The organism is Bradyrhizobium betae, assembly GCF_004123905.1.
Taxonomy (GTDB): domain Bacteria; phylum Pseudomonadota; class Alphaproteobacteria; order Rhizobiales; family Xanthobacteraceae; genus Bradyrhizobium; species Bradyrhizobium betae_A.
Genome location: NZ_MZXW01000020.1, coordinates 33,507 through 49,143, shown reverse-complemented (window position 1 = coordinate 49,143; position 15,637 = coordinate 33,507). Strand labels below are relative to the sequence as shown.

15 protein-coding genes are annotated in these 15,637 nt (G+C 64.6%); 11 read left to right on the top strand and 4 right to left on the bottom strand.

Annotated elements, in window-relative coordinates; translation table 11 throughout:
- The first annotated feature begins 9 nt into the window (after positions 1-9).
- The 4 genes from lexA to B5V03_RS17470 all read left to right on the top strand — a co-directional run bounded on the left by lexA (position 10) and on the right by B5V03_RS17470 (position 2,903).
- The gene (gene lexA, locus B5V03_RS17485) at positions 10-711 is read left to right on the top strand and encodes a transcriptional repressor LexA (RefSeq protein ID WP_129271649.1); all 702 of its coding nucleotides are present in this window, start codon (positions 10-12) and stop codon (positions 709-711) included.
- A gap of 183 nt (positions 712-894) precedes the next feature.
- The gene (locus B5V03_RS17480) at positions 895-1,098 is read left to right on the top strand and encodes a hypothetical protein (RefSeq protein ID WP_129271648.1); all 204 of its coding nucleotides are present in this window, start codon (positions 895-897) and stop codon (positions 1,096-1,098) included.
- Positions 1,099-1,298: 200 nt separating this feature from the next.
- Positions 1,299-1,730 carry a hypothetical protein gene (locus B5V03_RS41505; RefSeq protein ID WP_164988088.1) on the top strand — a complete coding sequence of 144 codons (432 nt, stop codon included), beginning with the start codon at positions 1,299-1,301 and terminating at the stop codon, positions 1,728-1,730.
- A 213-nt stretch (positions 1,731-1,943) separates the two neighbouring features.
- A complete protein-coding gene (locus B5V03_RS17470; protein ID WP_129271647.1) occupies positions 1,944-2,903 on the top strand; it encodes a GAF domain-containing protein in 960 nt (319 codons plus the stop codon).
- A 9-nt stretch (positions 2,904-2,912) separates the two neighbouring features.
- On the opposite strand, the gene B5V03_RS17465 is transcribed toward B5V03_RS17470, so the two are convergent.
- From B5V03_RS17465 to B5V03_RS17450, 4 genes are all read right to left on the bottom strand, one after another.
- Positions 2,913-5,192 carry a ComEC/Rec2 family competence protein gene (locus B5V03_RS17465; protein ID WP_129271646.1) on the bottom strand — a complete coding sequence of 760 codons (2,280 nt, stop codon included), beginning with the start codon at positions 5,190-5,192 and terminating at the stop codon, positions 2,913-2,915.
- 95 nt (positions 5,193-5,287) lie between these two features.
- Positions 5,288-5,521 (bottom strand): DUF2171 domain-containing protein, encoded by a 234-nt coding sequence (locus tag B5V03_RS17460; RefSeq protein ID WP_129271645.1) that lies wholly within the window; start codon positions 5,519-5,521, stop codon positions 5,288-5,290.
- An 88-nt stretch (positions 5,522-5,609) separates the two neighbouring features.
- Positions 5,610-5,996, bottom strand: coding sequence for a nuclear transport factor 2 family protein (locus B5V03_RS17455; protein WP_129271644.1), 387 nt, complete (start codon positions 5,994-5,996; stop codon positions 5,610-5,612).
- Between the two features lie 10 nt (positions 5,997-6,006).
- Complete coding sequence (locus tag B5V03_RS17450) at positions 6,007-7,683, bottom strand: glutamine--tRNA ligase/YqeY domain fusion protein (protein WP_129271643.1); 1,677 nt, start codon at positions 7,681-7,683, stop codon at positions 6,007-6,009.
- Between the two features lie 143 nt (positions 7,684-7,826).
- On the opposite strand from B5V03_RS17450, the gene gltX reads away from it, so the two are divergent.
- The 7 genes from gltX to B5V03_RS17415 all read left to right on the top strand — a co-directional run bounded on the left by gltX (position 7,827) and on the right by B5V03_RS17415 (position 15,633).
- Positions 7,827-9,254 (top strand): glutamate--tRNA ligase, encoded by a 1,428-nt coding sequence (gene gltX, locus B5V03_RS17445; RefSeq protein WP_129271642.1) that lies wholly within the window; start codon positions 7,827-7,829, stop codon positions 9,252-9,254.
- A gap of 167 nt (positions 9,255-9,421) precedes the next feature.
- Positions 9,422-10,726, top strand: a complete 1,305-nt coding sequence (gene gltA / locus B5V03_RS17440) for a citrate synthase (RefSeq protein ID WP_129271641.1) — start codon at positions 9,422-9,424, stop codon at positions 10,724-10,726.
- A 90-nt stretch (positions 10,727-10,816) separates the two neighbouring features.
- A complete protein-coding gene (locus B5V03_RS17435; protein ID WP_129271640.1) occupies positions 10,817-11,221 on the top strand; it encodes a GFA family protein in 405 nt (134 codons plus the stop codon).
- Between the two features lie 120 nt (positions 11,222-11,341).
- On the top strand, positions 11,342-12,520 hold the full coding sequence (locus B5V03_RS17430) for an ROK family transcriptional regulator (protein ID WP_206736160.1): 1,179 nt from the start codon (positions 11,342-11,344) through the stop codon (positions 12,518-12,520).
- A gap of 59 nt (positions 12,521-12,579) precedes the next feature.
- On the top strand, positions 12,580-13,866 hold the full coding sequence (locus tag B5V03_RS17425; protein ID WP_129271638.1) for an ABC transporter substrate-binding protein: 1,287 nt from the start codon (positions 12,580-12,582) through the stop codon (positions 13,864-13,866).
- Positions 13,863-14,783, top strand: a complete 921-nt coding sequence (locus B5V03_RS17420; protein WP_164988087.1) for a carbohydrate ABC transporter permease — start codon at positions 13,863-13,865, stop codon at positions 14,781-14,783. The genes B5V03_RS17425 and B5V03_RS17420 overlap by 4 nt, the downstream gene beginning before the upstream one ends.
- Entirely contained in the window at positions 14,776-15,633 is an 858-nt protein-coding gene (locus B5V03_RS17415; RefSeq protein WP_164988086.1) for a carbohydrate ABC transporter permease, read from the top strand. The genes B5V03_RS17420 and B5V03_RS17415 overlap by 8 nt, the downstream gene beginning before the upstream one ends.
- The last annotated feature ends 4 nt before the right edge of the window (positions 15,634-15,637 follow it).

Genomic DNA, 15,637 nt, shown 5'->3' with positions numbered 1-15,637 from the left:
TTGGTCGAGATGTTAACGCGCAAACAATACGAGCTCCTGCGGTTCATCAGCGAACGGCTGAAGGAAAGCGGCGTGCCGCCCTCCTTCGACGAGATGAAGGACGCGCTCGACCTGCGCTCGAAGTCGGGCATCCATCGCCTGATCACCGCGCTCGAGGAACGCGGCTTCATCCGCCGCCTGCCCAACCGCGCCCGCGCGATTGAGGTGATCAAGCTGCCCGAGCTGCAGGCCGCCGCCGGCAGCCGCCGCGGCTTCACGCCGAGCGTCATCGAGGGCAATCTCGGCAAGGTGCGCACGACCTCCAGCCCGTCCGCTGACGAGGGCGAGCGTCCCGTCGCCGTGCCGGTGATGGGCCGTATCGCGGCCGGCACGCCGATCGAGGCGTTGCAGACCCGCAGCCACACCATCAGCGTGCCGCCCGACATGCTCGGTTCGGGCGAGCATTATGCGCTCGAAGTCCGCGGTGACTCCATGGTCGAGGCCGGCATCCTCGACGGTGACATGGCGCTGATCCAGCGCAACGAGAGCGCCGACACCGGCGACATCGTGGTGGCGCTGATCGACGACGAGGAAGCGACCCTGAAGCGTTTCCGCCGCCGCGGCGCCTCGATCGCGCTCGAGCCGGCCAACGCCGCTTACGAGGTCCGCATCCTGCCGCCCAACCGGGTGAAGATCCAAGGCAAGCTGATCGGGCTGTACCGAAAATACTGAGCGCGTCCGCGCGCTTTCGATCGGCATCGCCGATCCAAAATTGGCGCGGACGATTGTCCGCTCCGGCTGGATAGTCTTTCTGGTTTTGCACAGATTATCCGGCCACCTCTCCAGCGCTACATCCTCGGCACACCGCAAGAAGCACCCGTCGCTTCGCGGGCTTCAGAGACCGAGGAGACAACCATGCGCGAGATCGTTTTGAGCACAGTCATGATGGCGCTGATCGCAGCATCAGCCCCCCAAGCCTTCGCCGCGCAGTCGCAGCACCGCGCTCGCAAGGCACCACAGGCGACCGGCGAGCAATTCCGCAGTGCCCGCAATGCGATTGAACAGCCGTCGCAGCCGGCCTGGCAATATTCGGGCTGGTCGGCGCCTGCTGGCCGCTGACGTCAAGGCTCGCAAAATGCGCGGGAGCAGGCTTTGTTCCTCGCGCATTTGAAAAAGATATTGTGATTGCAGACGACGGACCCAAGCCGCAGATTTGCCCTCAAAATCGCATATGATCGGAGGCTTCCACTCTGATAGAGGCCTGCGCCTCGAGACTCGAGAGGAGGCGCGGGTTGCTATCTTCGAATGAGGAGCACCCGATGTGTGACTACAGCCTGCACGCCGTCGCGACGCGTCCCGCAGAAGTCGGCGAGACCATCGTCACGACAACCTTCCGCGGCACCTCGACGCGCGGCTTCGCCTCCGAAGTCGACATGTCCGTCGCGGTCTGCCTGCTGCCGGGAACGGAGCTCGCTTTCGCCGACAACGTCCGTTACGACAATCGCTGGATCTGGACGCGCACCATCAATTCGCGCGTCGGCAAGTTCGGCAAGATCGATCCGCACATTCCCGATCGCCATCACGATGCGATCGAATTCCCCGACGGCAAATACGTGCTGGTGACCCAGCTCGTCGAAGGCCAGCGCGCAACCGTGCTGCAATTGCCGGTGACCCAGCCACTCGGCGAGCGCGAGCAAAAGCCTGAGATCATTGCCGACAGGCCGACGATCCCACGCCTGCCGATCGGCTGACGCTGCTACCCCGGCTCACTGGTCGGGGCCAGGATTGAAATCGCCATCGCCGGCCGTGGCCGGCGACGTGGTGGTTTTTATGTCTCCAGGAAATCCCGGTCCGCCGCGCCTCCCGATCGCACGAAGTTTGCGCGGCCCTGCCTGAATTTTGAACGTCCGCTCCGCCAGCAAATGGCTGATGCTGTCGCAAGTTTGAGGCGGCGGGCACGTTCGATGAAAACCTTCATTCGCGTCGTTGAACTCTGGGTGCCTGATAGCACGCGCACGCGGCTGGAATTCGGCGGGGGCCTCTACGGCGACGAGGGCCTCTCCGCCTTCAAGGCCGTGAGCGAGGGCTTGCACTTCGGTTATGACGAGGGCCTTCCCGGCAAGGCCTGGGCAAGCGGCCACCCCGTGATCCTCACCAAATTCGCCAACTCCTACTTCAAGCGGACCGACCAGGCGCTCGCGGCTGGCCTCACCTGCGGCGTCGCGGTGCCGGTGTTTGCAGGCGAATTCCTGCAAGCCGTGATGGTGCTGTTCTGCGGCGATGACGCGGCGCATGTCGGCGCGATCGAGCTCTGGCACAACGACCCCGATACCTCCCACGAGATGGCGCTCGTGGATGGCTACTATGGCACCGCCGACATGTTCGAGTTCAACTCCCGCCACACCAGATTTCCACGTGGTTTCGGCCTGCCCGGCCGCACCTGGAAAGCCGGCCTGCCGCTGATCATCAGGGATCTGCACAACGCCAAGAGTTTCCTGCGCTGGGAAGAGGCCGCCGAGGTCGGGATCAATCTCGGCGTCGGCGTGCCCTACCGGACCGGCAGCGAGAAGACTGACACTGAACAGACTTGGGTGCTGACCTTCCTCTCTGCGCAGGCAACGCCAATTGCGCGGCGCTTCGAGATCTGGGTCCCGAACGAGGCCCGCTCGGTGCTGGTCTATCGCGACGGCGATTGCAGCGCGCAGACCGACCTTGCCGCGCTCTATGCGAACAAGTCCATCGCCAAAGGCGACGGCAGCATCGGCGGCGCCTGGGCCACCGGCATGCCTGCGCTCAACGACGATCTCGCGCATGACGGTTCGATCGCGGCGGCTAAGGCTCGCGCAGCCGGCCTGAGCCAGATGGTGGCCCTTCCGGTGATCGGAAGCGCCGGGCTCGATGCGGTGCTGGCCTGGTACCTGTAGCCGATCGGCTCAATCCTCGGCCTGCAAATCGGCCTCTGACGGCGTCGCGTCGCGGTTGCGGGGCACCGCAGCCTGCGGCGCTAGGCTTACGCCGAAACCGGCCTCGCCGGCGACAGCCGGCGACCACGGGCGATCCGTGCCTCTTGCTTTCACCGCCTGAACCGCAAAGCCATCGCCGTGCTGCGTCAGCGCCAGCGCCCCCTGCGCGGCAAGACGCTGCCGATCGACGACCATTGCCGCGCAATTCGGTGGCGCCGGGCGCACCGTCACCACCAGCGCGGCACGGCTGCAATCGTCCGCCAGCGCATCGACGCGCAAGGCCAGCGCGACCAGCCGCCCATCGGCGAGCGGGGTCACGCAGCCGGCCTCGTCACACGACACGCCGTCGGCGAGCGCGCTGCTACCGGCATCGCGCCGATCGGCGTCGGCGGCCAACCACTCCTTCAGCAGAAAGCTGTCCTTGCTCGCCCTGATCAGATGCAGGTGCCCGTCCCTGCCCCGCACCGCGACGCTCTGGCCGTCCCCGGAAATCAGGATGTCGGGCTGCCGCACCGACAGCCCGCAGACGATCGCCACCAGCAGCACCAGCGCGCCGGACCAGCGCAAGGGCGTGCGCAGCAGACCCATCACGATGATGCCGAGGCTGGCCGCGATCAGCGGCGCGATGCCGAAAGCCGGCAGGCTGCCGATTGCGCCGGGCAACGCCGCCACCCAGCGCGTGACCGCGATCATCCAGTCGATGCCGATCCCCATCAGCCACCAGAACGGGCTATCCAGCCCGAACGGCGCGGCGAGCAATCCCAATAGCCCTGCCGGCATCACCAGCGCCGAGACTACCGGCATTGCACCGAGATTGGCGAGCACGCCGTAGGGCGTGACGCGGTGGAAATGGAAGGCGGCATAGGGCGTGGTCGCAAGCCCCGCGATCAGCGAGGCCAGAAACAGCATGGCGATCTCGCGGCCGCCCCACATCGCGATGCGCGCCGTCGCCGAATGATCGGGCGAGGCGAACAGGTTCGGCATGCCGATCTGCACCAGCGCGACCAGCCCAAGCGTTGCCGCAAACGACATCTGAAAGCTCGGATGCACCAGCGCCTCCGGCGCCACCGCCAGCACGATCAGGGCAGCCACCGCCAGCGTGCGAAAAGTGATGGCGCGGCGATCGACCATCACGGCGATCAGCACCACCGCTGTCATGAAGAACGAACGTTGCGTCGCGACCTCCGCGCCCGATAGCAACAGGTAGAACGCAGCCGCAACCAGCGCCGCAGCCGCCGACCATTTCTTGATGGCGAAGCCGACCGCCAGTCCCGGGATCAGCGCGAGCAGCGCGCGCACCGCGAAGAACACGACGCCGGCAACGACCGCCATGTGATAGCCGGAGATCGAGAGCACGTGGCCGAGGCCCGAGACGAACATCGCGTCGTTGACGGGCGCGGTGATTGCATCCCGCCGGCCCGTCAGCAGCGCGGTTGCGATCGCGCGGTTGTCGCCGTCGAGCGTGGCACGGATGCGCGCGTCGATCGCATCGCGCAGGCCCTGCATGATCGCGGCGTAGCGCAGCCTGATGCCACCGGTCTCGGGCGGCGCCGCCACCGTGATCGCGCCCATGGCAAAACCAGAGGCGCCGATGCCCTGGAAGAACATGTCGCGGGAGAAATCGTAGCTGCCGGGCCGCGAAGGCGAGAGCGGCGGCATCAGCCGCGCCTTCAGCTGCACGAAGCTGCCGACCTCGGGCGCTGTCCCCTTGCGCACCGACAGGCGCACGCGTTCGAGCTTCACGTCGCTGCGCTGCGCCTCCATCGCGGTGACGCGCAGCACGAACCGATCGGTGCGCTCGCGGATATCGCGGGTCTCGACGAAGCCCGACAGCGAGACGGAATACAGCGGCTTTGCCAGCACGGTGTGCGCGATGCGCGCCGTCTTCCAGGTCGCCATGGCAAAACCGGCCGCGACCGCCGCAATCATGATTGCTGGGGCAAACAACCAGCTTCGCCGCAGCAGGACCGCGCCGAGCATGAGTGCTACCGCCGTCGCGGCGACGACCCACAGCACCGGCTCGTGGTCAGCGGCAAAATAAAGCGCAATGCCGCAGCCAAAGGCCACGGGCACCCACGGCAACAGCCGCCCGGCGCCCGCTTCGGCGCGCGCCCATTCGCGTAGCGTCTCGGTCAGCGACGTCCAGAGGTCGAACCCCGCCGGCACGAAGCCACCGGCAGGCGCAGCCCGGCCAACGGGCCAAGTCCCCGCGACACCCTGGGACCGTACTGGCCGGCCCGGCTCCGCCATTCCCTGCACCTTACGATATGCGACTGGCCTGGAGGCTACCGGAACGTGCGGCTGCGCGAATAGCGGTACGGATCAGGAACGGAGAGGACGAAACCCTACTTTTCCTCTTCCATCGTCACGGCAACGGCCGCCTTGGCTGATAGCCGGACCTTGTTGCCCTCGACATCGGCGACGAGGCCCTTGTCGATAAAGTGATGGTGCCCTTTGTGGCTACCCTCGCCGCTGTCCTTCTTGGTCAGCTTGATGCGGTTGCCTTCGACCTTGTCGACCGTGCCGACATGGACGCCGTCGGCGCCGATGACTTCCATATGCTCTGCGATGTTCTGCATGGTGGGATCCTTGCTTGAATCCACCTCAACGCGCCGGAAGCGCGTTCGTTGCTTTCGCGAGATGACGACGCCGTGTGCGGCGGGCCCGTCAGATCAGCGGCGCCTTCGCCGAGGCGTGGTGATTGACGATCTTCCAGTCGCCGTCCTCGCGAATGATGACCCAGCTCATCTTGACGATGAGATCGGGGCGCTCGCCAGCGAGGTCGAACGTAACGATCGCGCCCATGTTGATCAGGTCAGGGCCGGCCTGCGCCGCGTTGACCTCGGAAAACACCGCGCTGGGCTGGCGCCAGCGCGGCAGGCCGTTGAAATAGTCGGCGACGCCGCCCCTGCCCCGATAGAGTTTTGGATTGGAGCCGAAGAAGAACGCGTTGTTCGCATAGAGCGACGAAAGCGAGGTCGCATCGAGCGTCGCGAAGCCGGCGCACCATTTCGCGATGACGGCGGAAACGATGGCGTCGGCCTCACTGCACATGCCTCAATCCTCAGCCCTTGGCGACTTCCTTCGCGAACGTGTCGCGCAGACCGATGGTGCGCGAAAACACCGGCTTGCCCGGCAACGAGTCCTTGTCGCGCACGAAATAGCCCTGGCGCTCGAACTGCATCGGTTCGGTCGCATTGCTCTCCGCAACCGAAGCCTCGATCCGCGCGTCAGCCAGAATTTCCAGCGAATTCGGATTGAGGTCGGCCGCGAAATTCGAGGCGTCCGGGCTCGGGTTCGCAAAGAGCTGGTTGTAGATGCGGATTTCCGCAGGCACCGAATTCGCCGCCGGCAGCCAGTGCATGGTCGCCTTGACCTTGCGGCCGTCGGGCGCGTTGCCGCCCTTGGTCGCGGGGTCGTAGGTGCAGCGCAGCTCCACCACTTCGCCGGCATCGTTCTTGATCACGCCTGTGCACTTGACGAAATAGGCATAGCGCAGCCGCACCTCGTTGCCCGGCGACAGGCGGAAGAATTTTTTGGGCGGGTTCTCCATGAAATCGTCCTGCTCGATATAGAGCTCCCGGCCGAACGTGATTTTCCGCGTGCCCGCGCTGGGATCGTCCGGATGGTTGATCGCCTCGAGCTCCTCGGTCTGCCCTTCCGGATAGTTCTCGATCACGACCTTCAGCGGCTTCAGCACCGCCATACGCCGCTGCGACGTCCGGTTCAGCTCCTCACGGATGCAGAATTCGAGCATGCCGACATCGACCACGCTGTTGGCCTTGGCAACGCCGATGCGCTTGATGAATTCGCGCAAGGCGGCCGGCGGTACGCCACGGCGGCGCATGCCGGCCATGGTCGGCATGCGCGGATCGTCCCATCCGGCGACATGGCCGTCGCGGACGAGCTGAGTCAGCACACGCTTCGACAACACGGTGTAGGTCAAATTGAGCCGTGCCATTTCGTACTGGTGCGGCTTCGACGGCACTGGCAGCTTCTCGATGAACCAGTCATAGAGGGGACGGTGGTCCTCGAACTCCAGCGTGCAGATCGAGTGCGTGATGCCTTCAATGGCGTCCGACTGACCGTGGGCATAGTCGTAGCTCGGATAGATGCTCCACTTGGTCCCGGTGCGCGGATGGTGCGCATGCAGGATACGGTACAGCACGGGATCGCGCAGATTGATGTTGCCCGAGGACATGTCGATCTTGGCCCGCAGCACGCGCGCGCCGTTCGGGAATTCACCGGCTTTCATGCGGCGGAACAGGTCGAGGTTCTCGTCCACCGAGCGGTCGCGGAACGGCGAGTTCTTGCCGGGCTCGGTCAGCGTGCCGCGCGCGAGACGGATCTCCTCCTGGGACTGGTCGTCGACATAGGCGAGCCCGTCGCGGATCAGCTTCTCCGCCCATTCATAGAGGCGGTCGAAATAGTCCGAGGCGTAGAACAGGTTCTTGCCCCAGTCGTAGCCAAGCCAGTGCACGTCGGCCTGGATGGAATCGATATATTCCTGCTCTTCCTTGACCGGATTGGTGTCGTCGAAGCGCAGATGGCAGCGGCCCGGAAATTCCTGGGCGATGCCGAAATTGAGCGCGATCGACTTGGCGTGGCCGATATGGAGGTAGCCGTTCGGCTCCGGCGGGAACCGGGTCACGATCTCCTTGTACTTGGCCTGATCGAGGTCGGCCTGGATGATGTCACGAATGAAATCGCGCCCAACCTCAGCAGCCACCGGTTCTGTCATTACGAAAATCCTGTAGGGAAATCAGCGGCTCTTCTGCCAAATTCGCGTGGCCGCGCCAAGGCCTAGCAGGTCCGCTGCCGGGCTTTAGTTATGCGCCGGTCCTGCTATATACCACCGCCTCCAATGCATAGGCCCTGCCAAGAATGACCTCTCCCGTCGTCACCCGCTTTGCTCCTTCCCCGACCGGCTTCCTCCATATCGGGGGTGCCCGCACGGCGCTGTTCAACTGGCTCTACGCGAAAAAGCACGGCGGCAAGATGCTGCTCCGGATCGAGGACACCGACCGGGAGCGCTCCACCGAGGCCGCCATTGGCGCCATCCTCGACGGATTGAAGTGGCTGGAGCTCGGCTGGGATGGCGATGTCATCTACCAGTTCAGCCGCGCCGCCCGTCACCGCGAGGTCGCCGAGCAGCTGCTCGCCGATGGCAAGGCCTACCGCTGCTACGCCACCGCCGAGGAGCTCACCGCCATGCGCGAGAAGGCGCGTGCCGAGGGCCGCACCCGCCTCTATGACGGCCTGTGGCGCGACCGCGACCCGGCGACTGCACCTTCCGACGTCAAGCCGACCATCCGCCTGCGCGCGCCGCAGACCGGCGAGACCGTGATCGAGGACCAGGTCCAGGGCCGCGTGGTCTGGCAGAACGAGAACCTCGACGACCTCGTCTTGCTGCGCGGCGATGGCAACCCGACCTACATGCTCGCGGTGGTGGTGGACGACCACGACATGGGCGTCACCCATGTCATCCGCGGCGACGACCATCTGATCAACGCCGCGCGCCAGAAGCAGATCTACGATGCGATGGGCTGGGCGCTGCCGAGCATGTCCCACATCCCGCTGATCCACGGACCGGACGGCTCAAAGCTGTCCAAGCGGCATGGCGCGCTCGGCGTCGATGCCTACCGCGCCTTGGGATACCTCCCGGCTGCGGTCCGCAACTACCTCGTCCGACTCGGCTGGAGCCATGGCGACCAGGAGATCTTTTCGACCGAGGAGATGATCGCCGCGTTCGACCTCGCCAATGTCGGCCGCGCCGCCGCCCGCTTCGATTTCGCCAAGCTGGAAAACCTCAACGGCCATTACATCCGCCACGCCGACGATCAATCACTCGTGAAGGCGTTCGAGGACGTGCTCGACCACGTCGTCCCCGCTCGCGACGAGCTTAAGGCCAAGTTAAACGACGCCACGCGGGCGCAGCTGCTCAAGGCCATGCCGGCCCTGAAGGAGCGCGCCAAGACGCTGATCGAACTGATCGACGGCGCCTATTTCATCTTCGCCGACCGGCCGCTGGAGCTCGATCCGAAGGCGGCAGCGCTGCTGACGGGCGAGAACCGCAAGCTGATTGGCCAGCTTCATTCCGCGCTGGAGAAAGTCGAGACGTGGAGTGCGGCCAATGCGGAAGCCGCGCTGCGCGCCTTTGCCGAGGAAAATAGTCTCAAGCTTGGCGCGGTCGCCCAACCCTTACGGGCGGCGCTGACTGGCCGCACCACGTCGCCTGGTATATTTGAGGTTTTGGACGTGCTGGGACGCCAGGAAAGCCTGGGCCGGCTTGAGGATCAGGCCAAGGACTAGGCAAGGACTAGCTACGACGTAAGTCGACCATGCGCGGCGCCATCTTGCAGCGCACACAGCAATAATATACCCATCTCACCCGTACCTTCTGGAACATCCGGCCTGCCCCACTATCTCATCGGGGCCTTCCGGGTCCGGCCCGTTTCACCACACATCGGGGACCTCTGATGGACGCAAAATCAAGCAATAAGACCGCCACGCTGACGGTCGGAAACAAGAACTACGATCTCCCGATCCACAGCGGCAGCGTCGGGCCTGATGTCATCGATATCGGCAAGCTCTATGGCCAGTCCGGCCTGTTCACCTACGATCCCGGCTTCACCTCGACCGCGAGCTGCCAGTCCAAGATCACCTATATCGACGGTGACGCGGGCGTGCTGGAATACCGCGGCTACCCGATCGAGCAGCTCGCCGAGAACGGCGACTTCCTCGAGACCTGCTACCTGCTGCTCTACGGGGATCTGCCGACCGCCGCGCAGAAGAAGGACTTCGACGACCGCGTGATCCATCACACGATGGTGCACGAGCAGATGGCCCGCTTCTTCCAGGGCTTCCGCCGCGACGCCCACCCGATGGCGGTGATGGTGGCCTCCGTCGGCGCGCTCGCCGCGTTCTACCACGACAGCACCGACATCAACGATCCCAAGCAGCGCATGATCGCTTCCATGCGCATGATCGCGAAGATCCCGACGCTCGCGGCGATGGCCTACAAGTACACGGTCGGCCAGCCCTTCGTGTATCCGAAGAACTCGCTCTCCTTCGCCGAGAACTTCCTCAACATGTGCTTCGCCGTGCCTTGCGAGGAGTACAAGATCAACCCGGTGCTGGCTGACGCGCTGGACAAGATCTTCATCCTCCACGCCGACCACGAGCAGAACGCCTCGACCTCGACGGTGCGCATCGCCGGCTCCTCCGGCGCCAACCCGTTCGCCTGCATCGCCGCCGGCATCGCCTGCCTGTGGGGCCCGGCGCATGGCGGCGCCAACGAAGCAGCGCTCGCGATGCTCGCCGAGATCGGAACCGTGGACAAGATCCCCGAGTTCATCGCCAAGGTGAAGGACAAGAACTCCGAAGTCCGCCTGATGGGCTTCGGTCATCGCGTCTACAAGAACTACGATCCGCGCGCCAAGATCATGCAGAAGATGTGTCACGCCGTGCTCAAGGAGACCGGCCATGGCGACGATCCGATGCTGAAGGTGGCGCTCGAGCTCGAGAAGATCGCGCTCAGCGACCCGTACTTCATCGACCGCAAGCTGTACCCGAACGTCGACTTCTATTCGGGCATCACGCTGAAGGCGATGGGCTTCCCGGTCTCGATGTTCACCGTGCTGTTCGCGGTCGCCCGCACCGTCGGCTGGATCAGCCAGTGGAGCGAGATGATCGAGGACCCGCAGCAGAAGATCGGCCGTCCGCGCCAGCTCTACACCGGCGTCACCCGCCGCGACTACGTCGCGATCAAGGATCGCAAGTAAGACTGCAATCGCAGCGCCAATAAGATCCCGCCGACCATCACGGTCCGGCGGGATTTTTTTCGGCACAAACATCCAGATCGGGAGAACCTCATGCTTAGCGGAAGCTGTCTCTGCGGAGGCGTTGCCTACGAAGTCGATGCGTCTCCGAGTATGATCGTCCACTGCCATTGCCAGACCTGCCGGAAGACGCACGGCTCGGCGTTCTCAACTGTCACCAACGTTCCGCGCGACAGCTTTCGCTGGACCAAGGGCGAAGAGCTGCTGCGCGGTTTCGAATCCTCACCGGGCAAGACTCGTTACTTCTGCTCGCAATGCGGATCGCACGTCGTCGCTGCACGCGACGGAAAGGACACGGTCCTGCTGCGGATGGGTTGCCTGGACACACCGATTGCCGAACGGCCCGAAGTCCACATCTGGCGATCGGATGCCGCCAACTGGTACGACCCGAAGGTCGAACTGCCGGAGTGGATGGAAGGCAGGCCGCCGAAATCCTGATCGGGTCACGGCTGTTCTTGCTGCCGCGCACAACAACAAGTCGATGCGTCGCGCCGGCGAGTGCTTGACAGCCGAAATGCTCCGCGCGCATTCTTACACTAAGTAAGAATGACGACAGGGATGGAAATGCCGGAGCAGCCGAGAAGTCGGCGGCAGACGCGTGCTGCCATTTTGACTCACTTGCTCCAGTCCGGCGGCTCGTTCCGGCCGCCGCTGGCCAAGGCCGTGCGCCTGTCCGAGGCGAGCCTGTCGCGCATCCTGTTTGACCTGAAAGCCGAAGGCCTGATCGAGGAAGTGCGGCGCCCTGCCCCTTATGTCGGCGGCCCGACCGGTCTCGTGTCGCTCGATGGCACCGTAGCGCTTGCGGCCCTCGAGCTGAACAGTCAGTGGCTTAGCGTCGGCGTTGGCGGCCTGTCGGGCGAACTGCATTACACCGAGCGCGTGCCGCTGCCGAAGAAGCCGACCGTCGAGACCGTCGGCCGGGTGTTTCGCGAAGCGCTGACCTTGCTGCGCGACTGGACGCGGCGGCGCCGCATCACGCTGGCGCAGATCGGCATCACCATTCCCGGCCTCGGCCGCCTGAGCGAGTTTGGCAATCCGATCATCCCCTGCGATGTCGGTCGTATCAGCGACGTGCTCGGTGAGATGTTTGCGGAGGTCCCGGCCGAGTTCACCAATTCGGTCGTAGCGCACGCCACCTTTCACCGCTGCCGGGCGGAAAATTATCCATTCAGCGATGCGCATCTGTTCGTCTTTGTCGGCCAGGGTGTTGCCGGCGCCTGGATGGATGATCCGAACGAAGCTGATGCGCTGCAACCGGTCGAGCTCGGCCATATGGTGTTCGGCACCGACGGGCCGCGCTGCCGCTGCGGCCATCGCGGCTGCGTCGAAGCCTATACGTCGCTGCCGGCGCTGGCCGAGCTCCTCGGTGTGACCGAGCAGGAGCTGCTCCAGCTTGGCAGCGATTGGGTGACCGCGATCCCGATCTCTTCGCGCGTGCGGCAGGAGCTGCGGCATCGCCTGTATCGCCTTGGTCTTTCGATCGGCAACACGCTGAACGTCAAGCCCAGTCACGGCGTCGCCGTCTCCGGCTGGCCATCGCTCCTTGCGGAGGACGATCGGAAGGCGCTCGTCGACGGCGTCGATGCCAGCCTGCTCGGCGGCCGCAAGCATGCGCAAGTGTCGCTCGCTTTCGTGCCCCCCTCGAACGGCAATGATCCGCAGGCCGCGCTGGCGTTCGCCGCGTTCTGCCTTGCCAGCCGCGGCGGAATGCCCGCCGCATCGACGGAGGCCGCCTGACATGCGCTGAACCGCGCGGCCTCAACACGCAAAAAAAGTTCACACCGGGAGGAACTGCCATGCCGATCACGGCAACAAGGCGCCGTCTGCTCGCTGGATCCGCAGCCGCGCTCGCGCTGCCGGCCTTTGCCCGCGCGCAAGGCGCGCCCAAGCCGCGCCTGACCGCGATCTCGCAATGGTCCGCAGGCAGCGACGGCGCGGCCATCACCGCGCTCGGCAAGAAATTCGAGGAGAAAGGTGGCGTCTGGCAGCACTCGCCTGTCCCCGGCTTCACCACCGAGATGATGAACAAGCTGCGCGCCCAGATCATCGCCGGCGATCCGCCGGCCTGTTCGCAGCTCAAGGGCCCCGAGATCGCGGCCTGGTCGAAGATTGCCCCGACCGTGGATCTCGACAGCATTGTCGCTGCCGCTGGTTACGAGAAGGTGGTCGCGCCGGACCTCGCAAAATTGCACAAGCCGGGCGGCAAGTGGATTGCGCTGCCGTTGCAGATCTACAGCACCAATATGCTGTTCCTCTCCAAGCGCGCGATGGACAAGGCCAAGGCCGACAAAATCCCCGTGACCTGGGCTGATTTCAACGATCTCGCCGAGAAGATGAAAGCGGGCGGGATCACTTACCCCGTCGCCAACGGCGGCACCCGCCCCGACGACGGACAAAAATTCGAGGCCTCCTTGGCCGGCATCAGTCCGACGGCCTACCGCGCAGCCATCATGAATCTCGACAAGATGGCCCTGGAGGGACCCGAGATCAAGGCTGCGTTCGCCCAGGCGCGCAAGATCTCCAACTGGATGGATCCCAACGTCGGCGCCCAACCCTACGCCACCAATCTGAAGCGCTTCGTCGACGGCGACATGGGCATGATGATCATGGGCGGCTGGGCGCAGGGCGTCTTGCGCAACGCCGGATTCAAGTTCGACGACTTCATGATCGCGCCGGGCCCCAGCGACAACGGCAAGCCGGTGTTCCTGTTGAATGCCGATGCCTTCATCTTCTGGCAGCGCAAGGAGCCCGATCTGCAGGCCGGTCAGGCCCTGATGGCCCAGCTGGTCATGGATCCCGCGATCCAGACCATGTATTCGCAGATCACGGGATCAATCCCCGTGCGCACCGATGTCGACCTCTCCGGCGAGGGCTGGTCGGATGGCCAACGGCGGACCGCCGCAGCCCTGAAGGACGCGATCGCCAGCAATCAGGCCGTCCTGAGCCTCGCGCACAACATGGCGCAGGAAAACGGCCTGACCGCCGCGATGATCGACGTCATCACCGAATACGTGAAGAACAAGACGATCACGCCGGACCAGGCCGTCACCCGCCTCGCCGAGGCCGTCGAGGGCTCACGTTGACCAACGCCGTCTCGACAGCAACGCGGCCGGCAACCTCTGACATGGTACGCCGGCTGCCGGAATATCTGATGATCTGGGTGCCGCTGCTATTGTCCGCAGCGCACCTCATCTCGTTTTCGATCTGGACGATCTGGATTTCGTTTACGCCGTCCACCCTCGTTCCTGTTACGGGCTGGGTGGGCTTGCGCAACTACACCTCAGTCCTGGCGTCGCGGAACTGGCAGATCGCCTTCGACAATCTGCTGCTGTTCGGCAGCGCTTTCGTGCTGCTGAGCCTGATCACCGGCCTCATGCTTGCGATCCTGCTCGATCAGCGCATTCGCGGCGAGAATGTGCTGCGATCGATCTTCCTGTACCCGCTGGCGGTGTCGTTCGTCGTCACCGGCACGGTCTGGAGCTGGCTGCTCAATCCCGGCATCGGGATCGAGAAGCTCGCCCATGATCTCGGCTGGGCCTCCTTCCATTTCGACTGGCTGGTCAACCGCGACATGGCGATCTGGACCATCGTCATCGCGGCGATCTGGCAATCCTCGGGCTTCGCCATGGCGCTGTTCCTCGCCGGCCTTCGCTCTGTCGATGCCGACATCATCAAGGCCGCGCAGATCGACGGCGCCGGGCCGATCCGAACCTATTGGCGCGTCATTCTGCCGACGCTGTGGCCGATCACCATCACCGTCGTCGTCATCCAGTTGCAGTTCGCGATTTCGGCCTTCGACCTCGTCCGCGCGCTCACCAATGGCGGGCCCGGAATCGCGACCCAGCTGCCGGCCCTTGTCGTCTACGATCTGATGTTCCAGCGCAGCCAGCTCGGCCGGGGTGCGGCGGCGGCGGTGCTGATGTTGCTCATCCTTCTCGCGGTGCTGCTGCCCTATGCGGCGTGGCGCTATGTCCAGCGACGGCAGGCCACTCATGCGTGACCGAAGCTTCGCGCCGAGCCGGATCCTGATCTATCTCGTCGTGTCACTCTTCGCGGCCGCCTACCTCGCGCCGCTGGTCGTCGTCGTGCTGAATTCGCTCCGCACCAACGAGGAGATCGCACAGGGGTCGATGATCGGCTGGCCGCAACATCTGGCCTGGGGCAACTACGCCCTGGCCTGGAGCGGTTTCTGCGTCGCCGAGACCTGCGCCGGCATCCGGCCGTACATGCTGAACTCCGCGCTCGTCACGATCCCAGCGACGATTTTCTCGACCCTGCTCGGTGCGATCGCCGGTTACGCCGTGTCGCTCTGGCGTTTTCGCGGCGACAACTGGATCTACGGTATCGTGACCCTCGGCCTCTTCCTGCCCCAGCAGATGCGCCTGTTGCCCTGGACCATCGTGCTGCGTGATATCGGGCTCATCAATACGCTCTCGGGTCTCGTGCTGATCCACACCATCCAGGGGCTGTCCTTCACCGTGCTGTTCTGCCGGAACTATTACATCGCCATCCCGCATGAACTGATCAGGGCCGCGCGCATCGACGGCGCCGGGTTCTTTCGTATCTTCTGGCGCATCATCCTGCCGCTCTCGGCTCCGATCCTGATCGTCACCGTGATCTGGCAGTTCACGCATATCTGGAACGAGTTCCTCTATGGCGTGACATTCACGACCGGCCAGCAGCAGCCGGTCACAGCCGCGCTCATCGCGCTGTCTGCGGCCATCGCGGATATCCCGCAGCATGGCGTGCAGAGCGCCGCGGTGATTATCGCAGCCCTGCCCACTCTGCTGATCTATCTCTTCGGCGGCAGGTATTTTGTACGCGGCCTCACTGCCGGGGCCGTGAAATGATGGA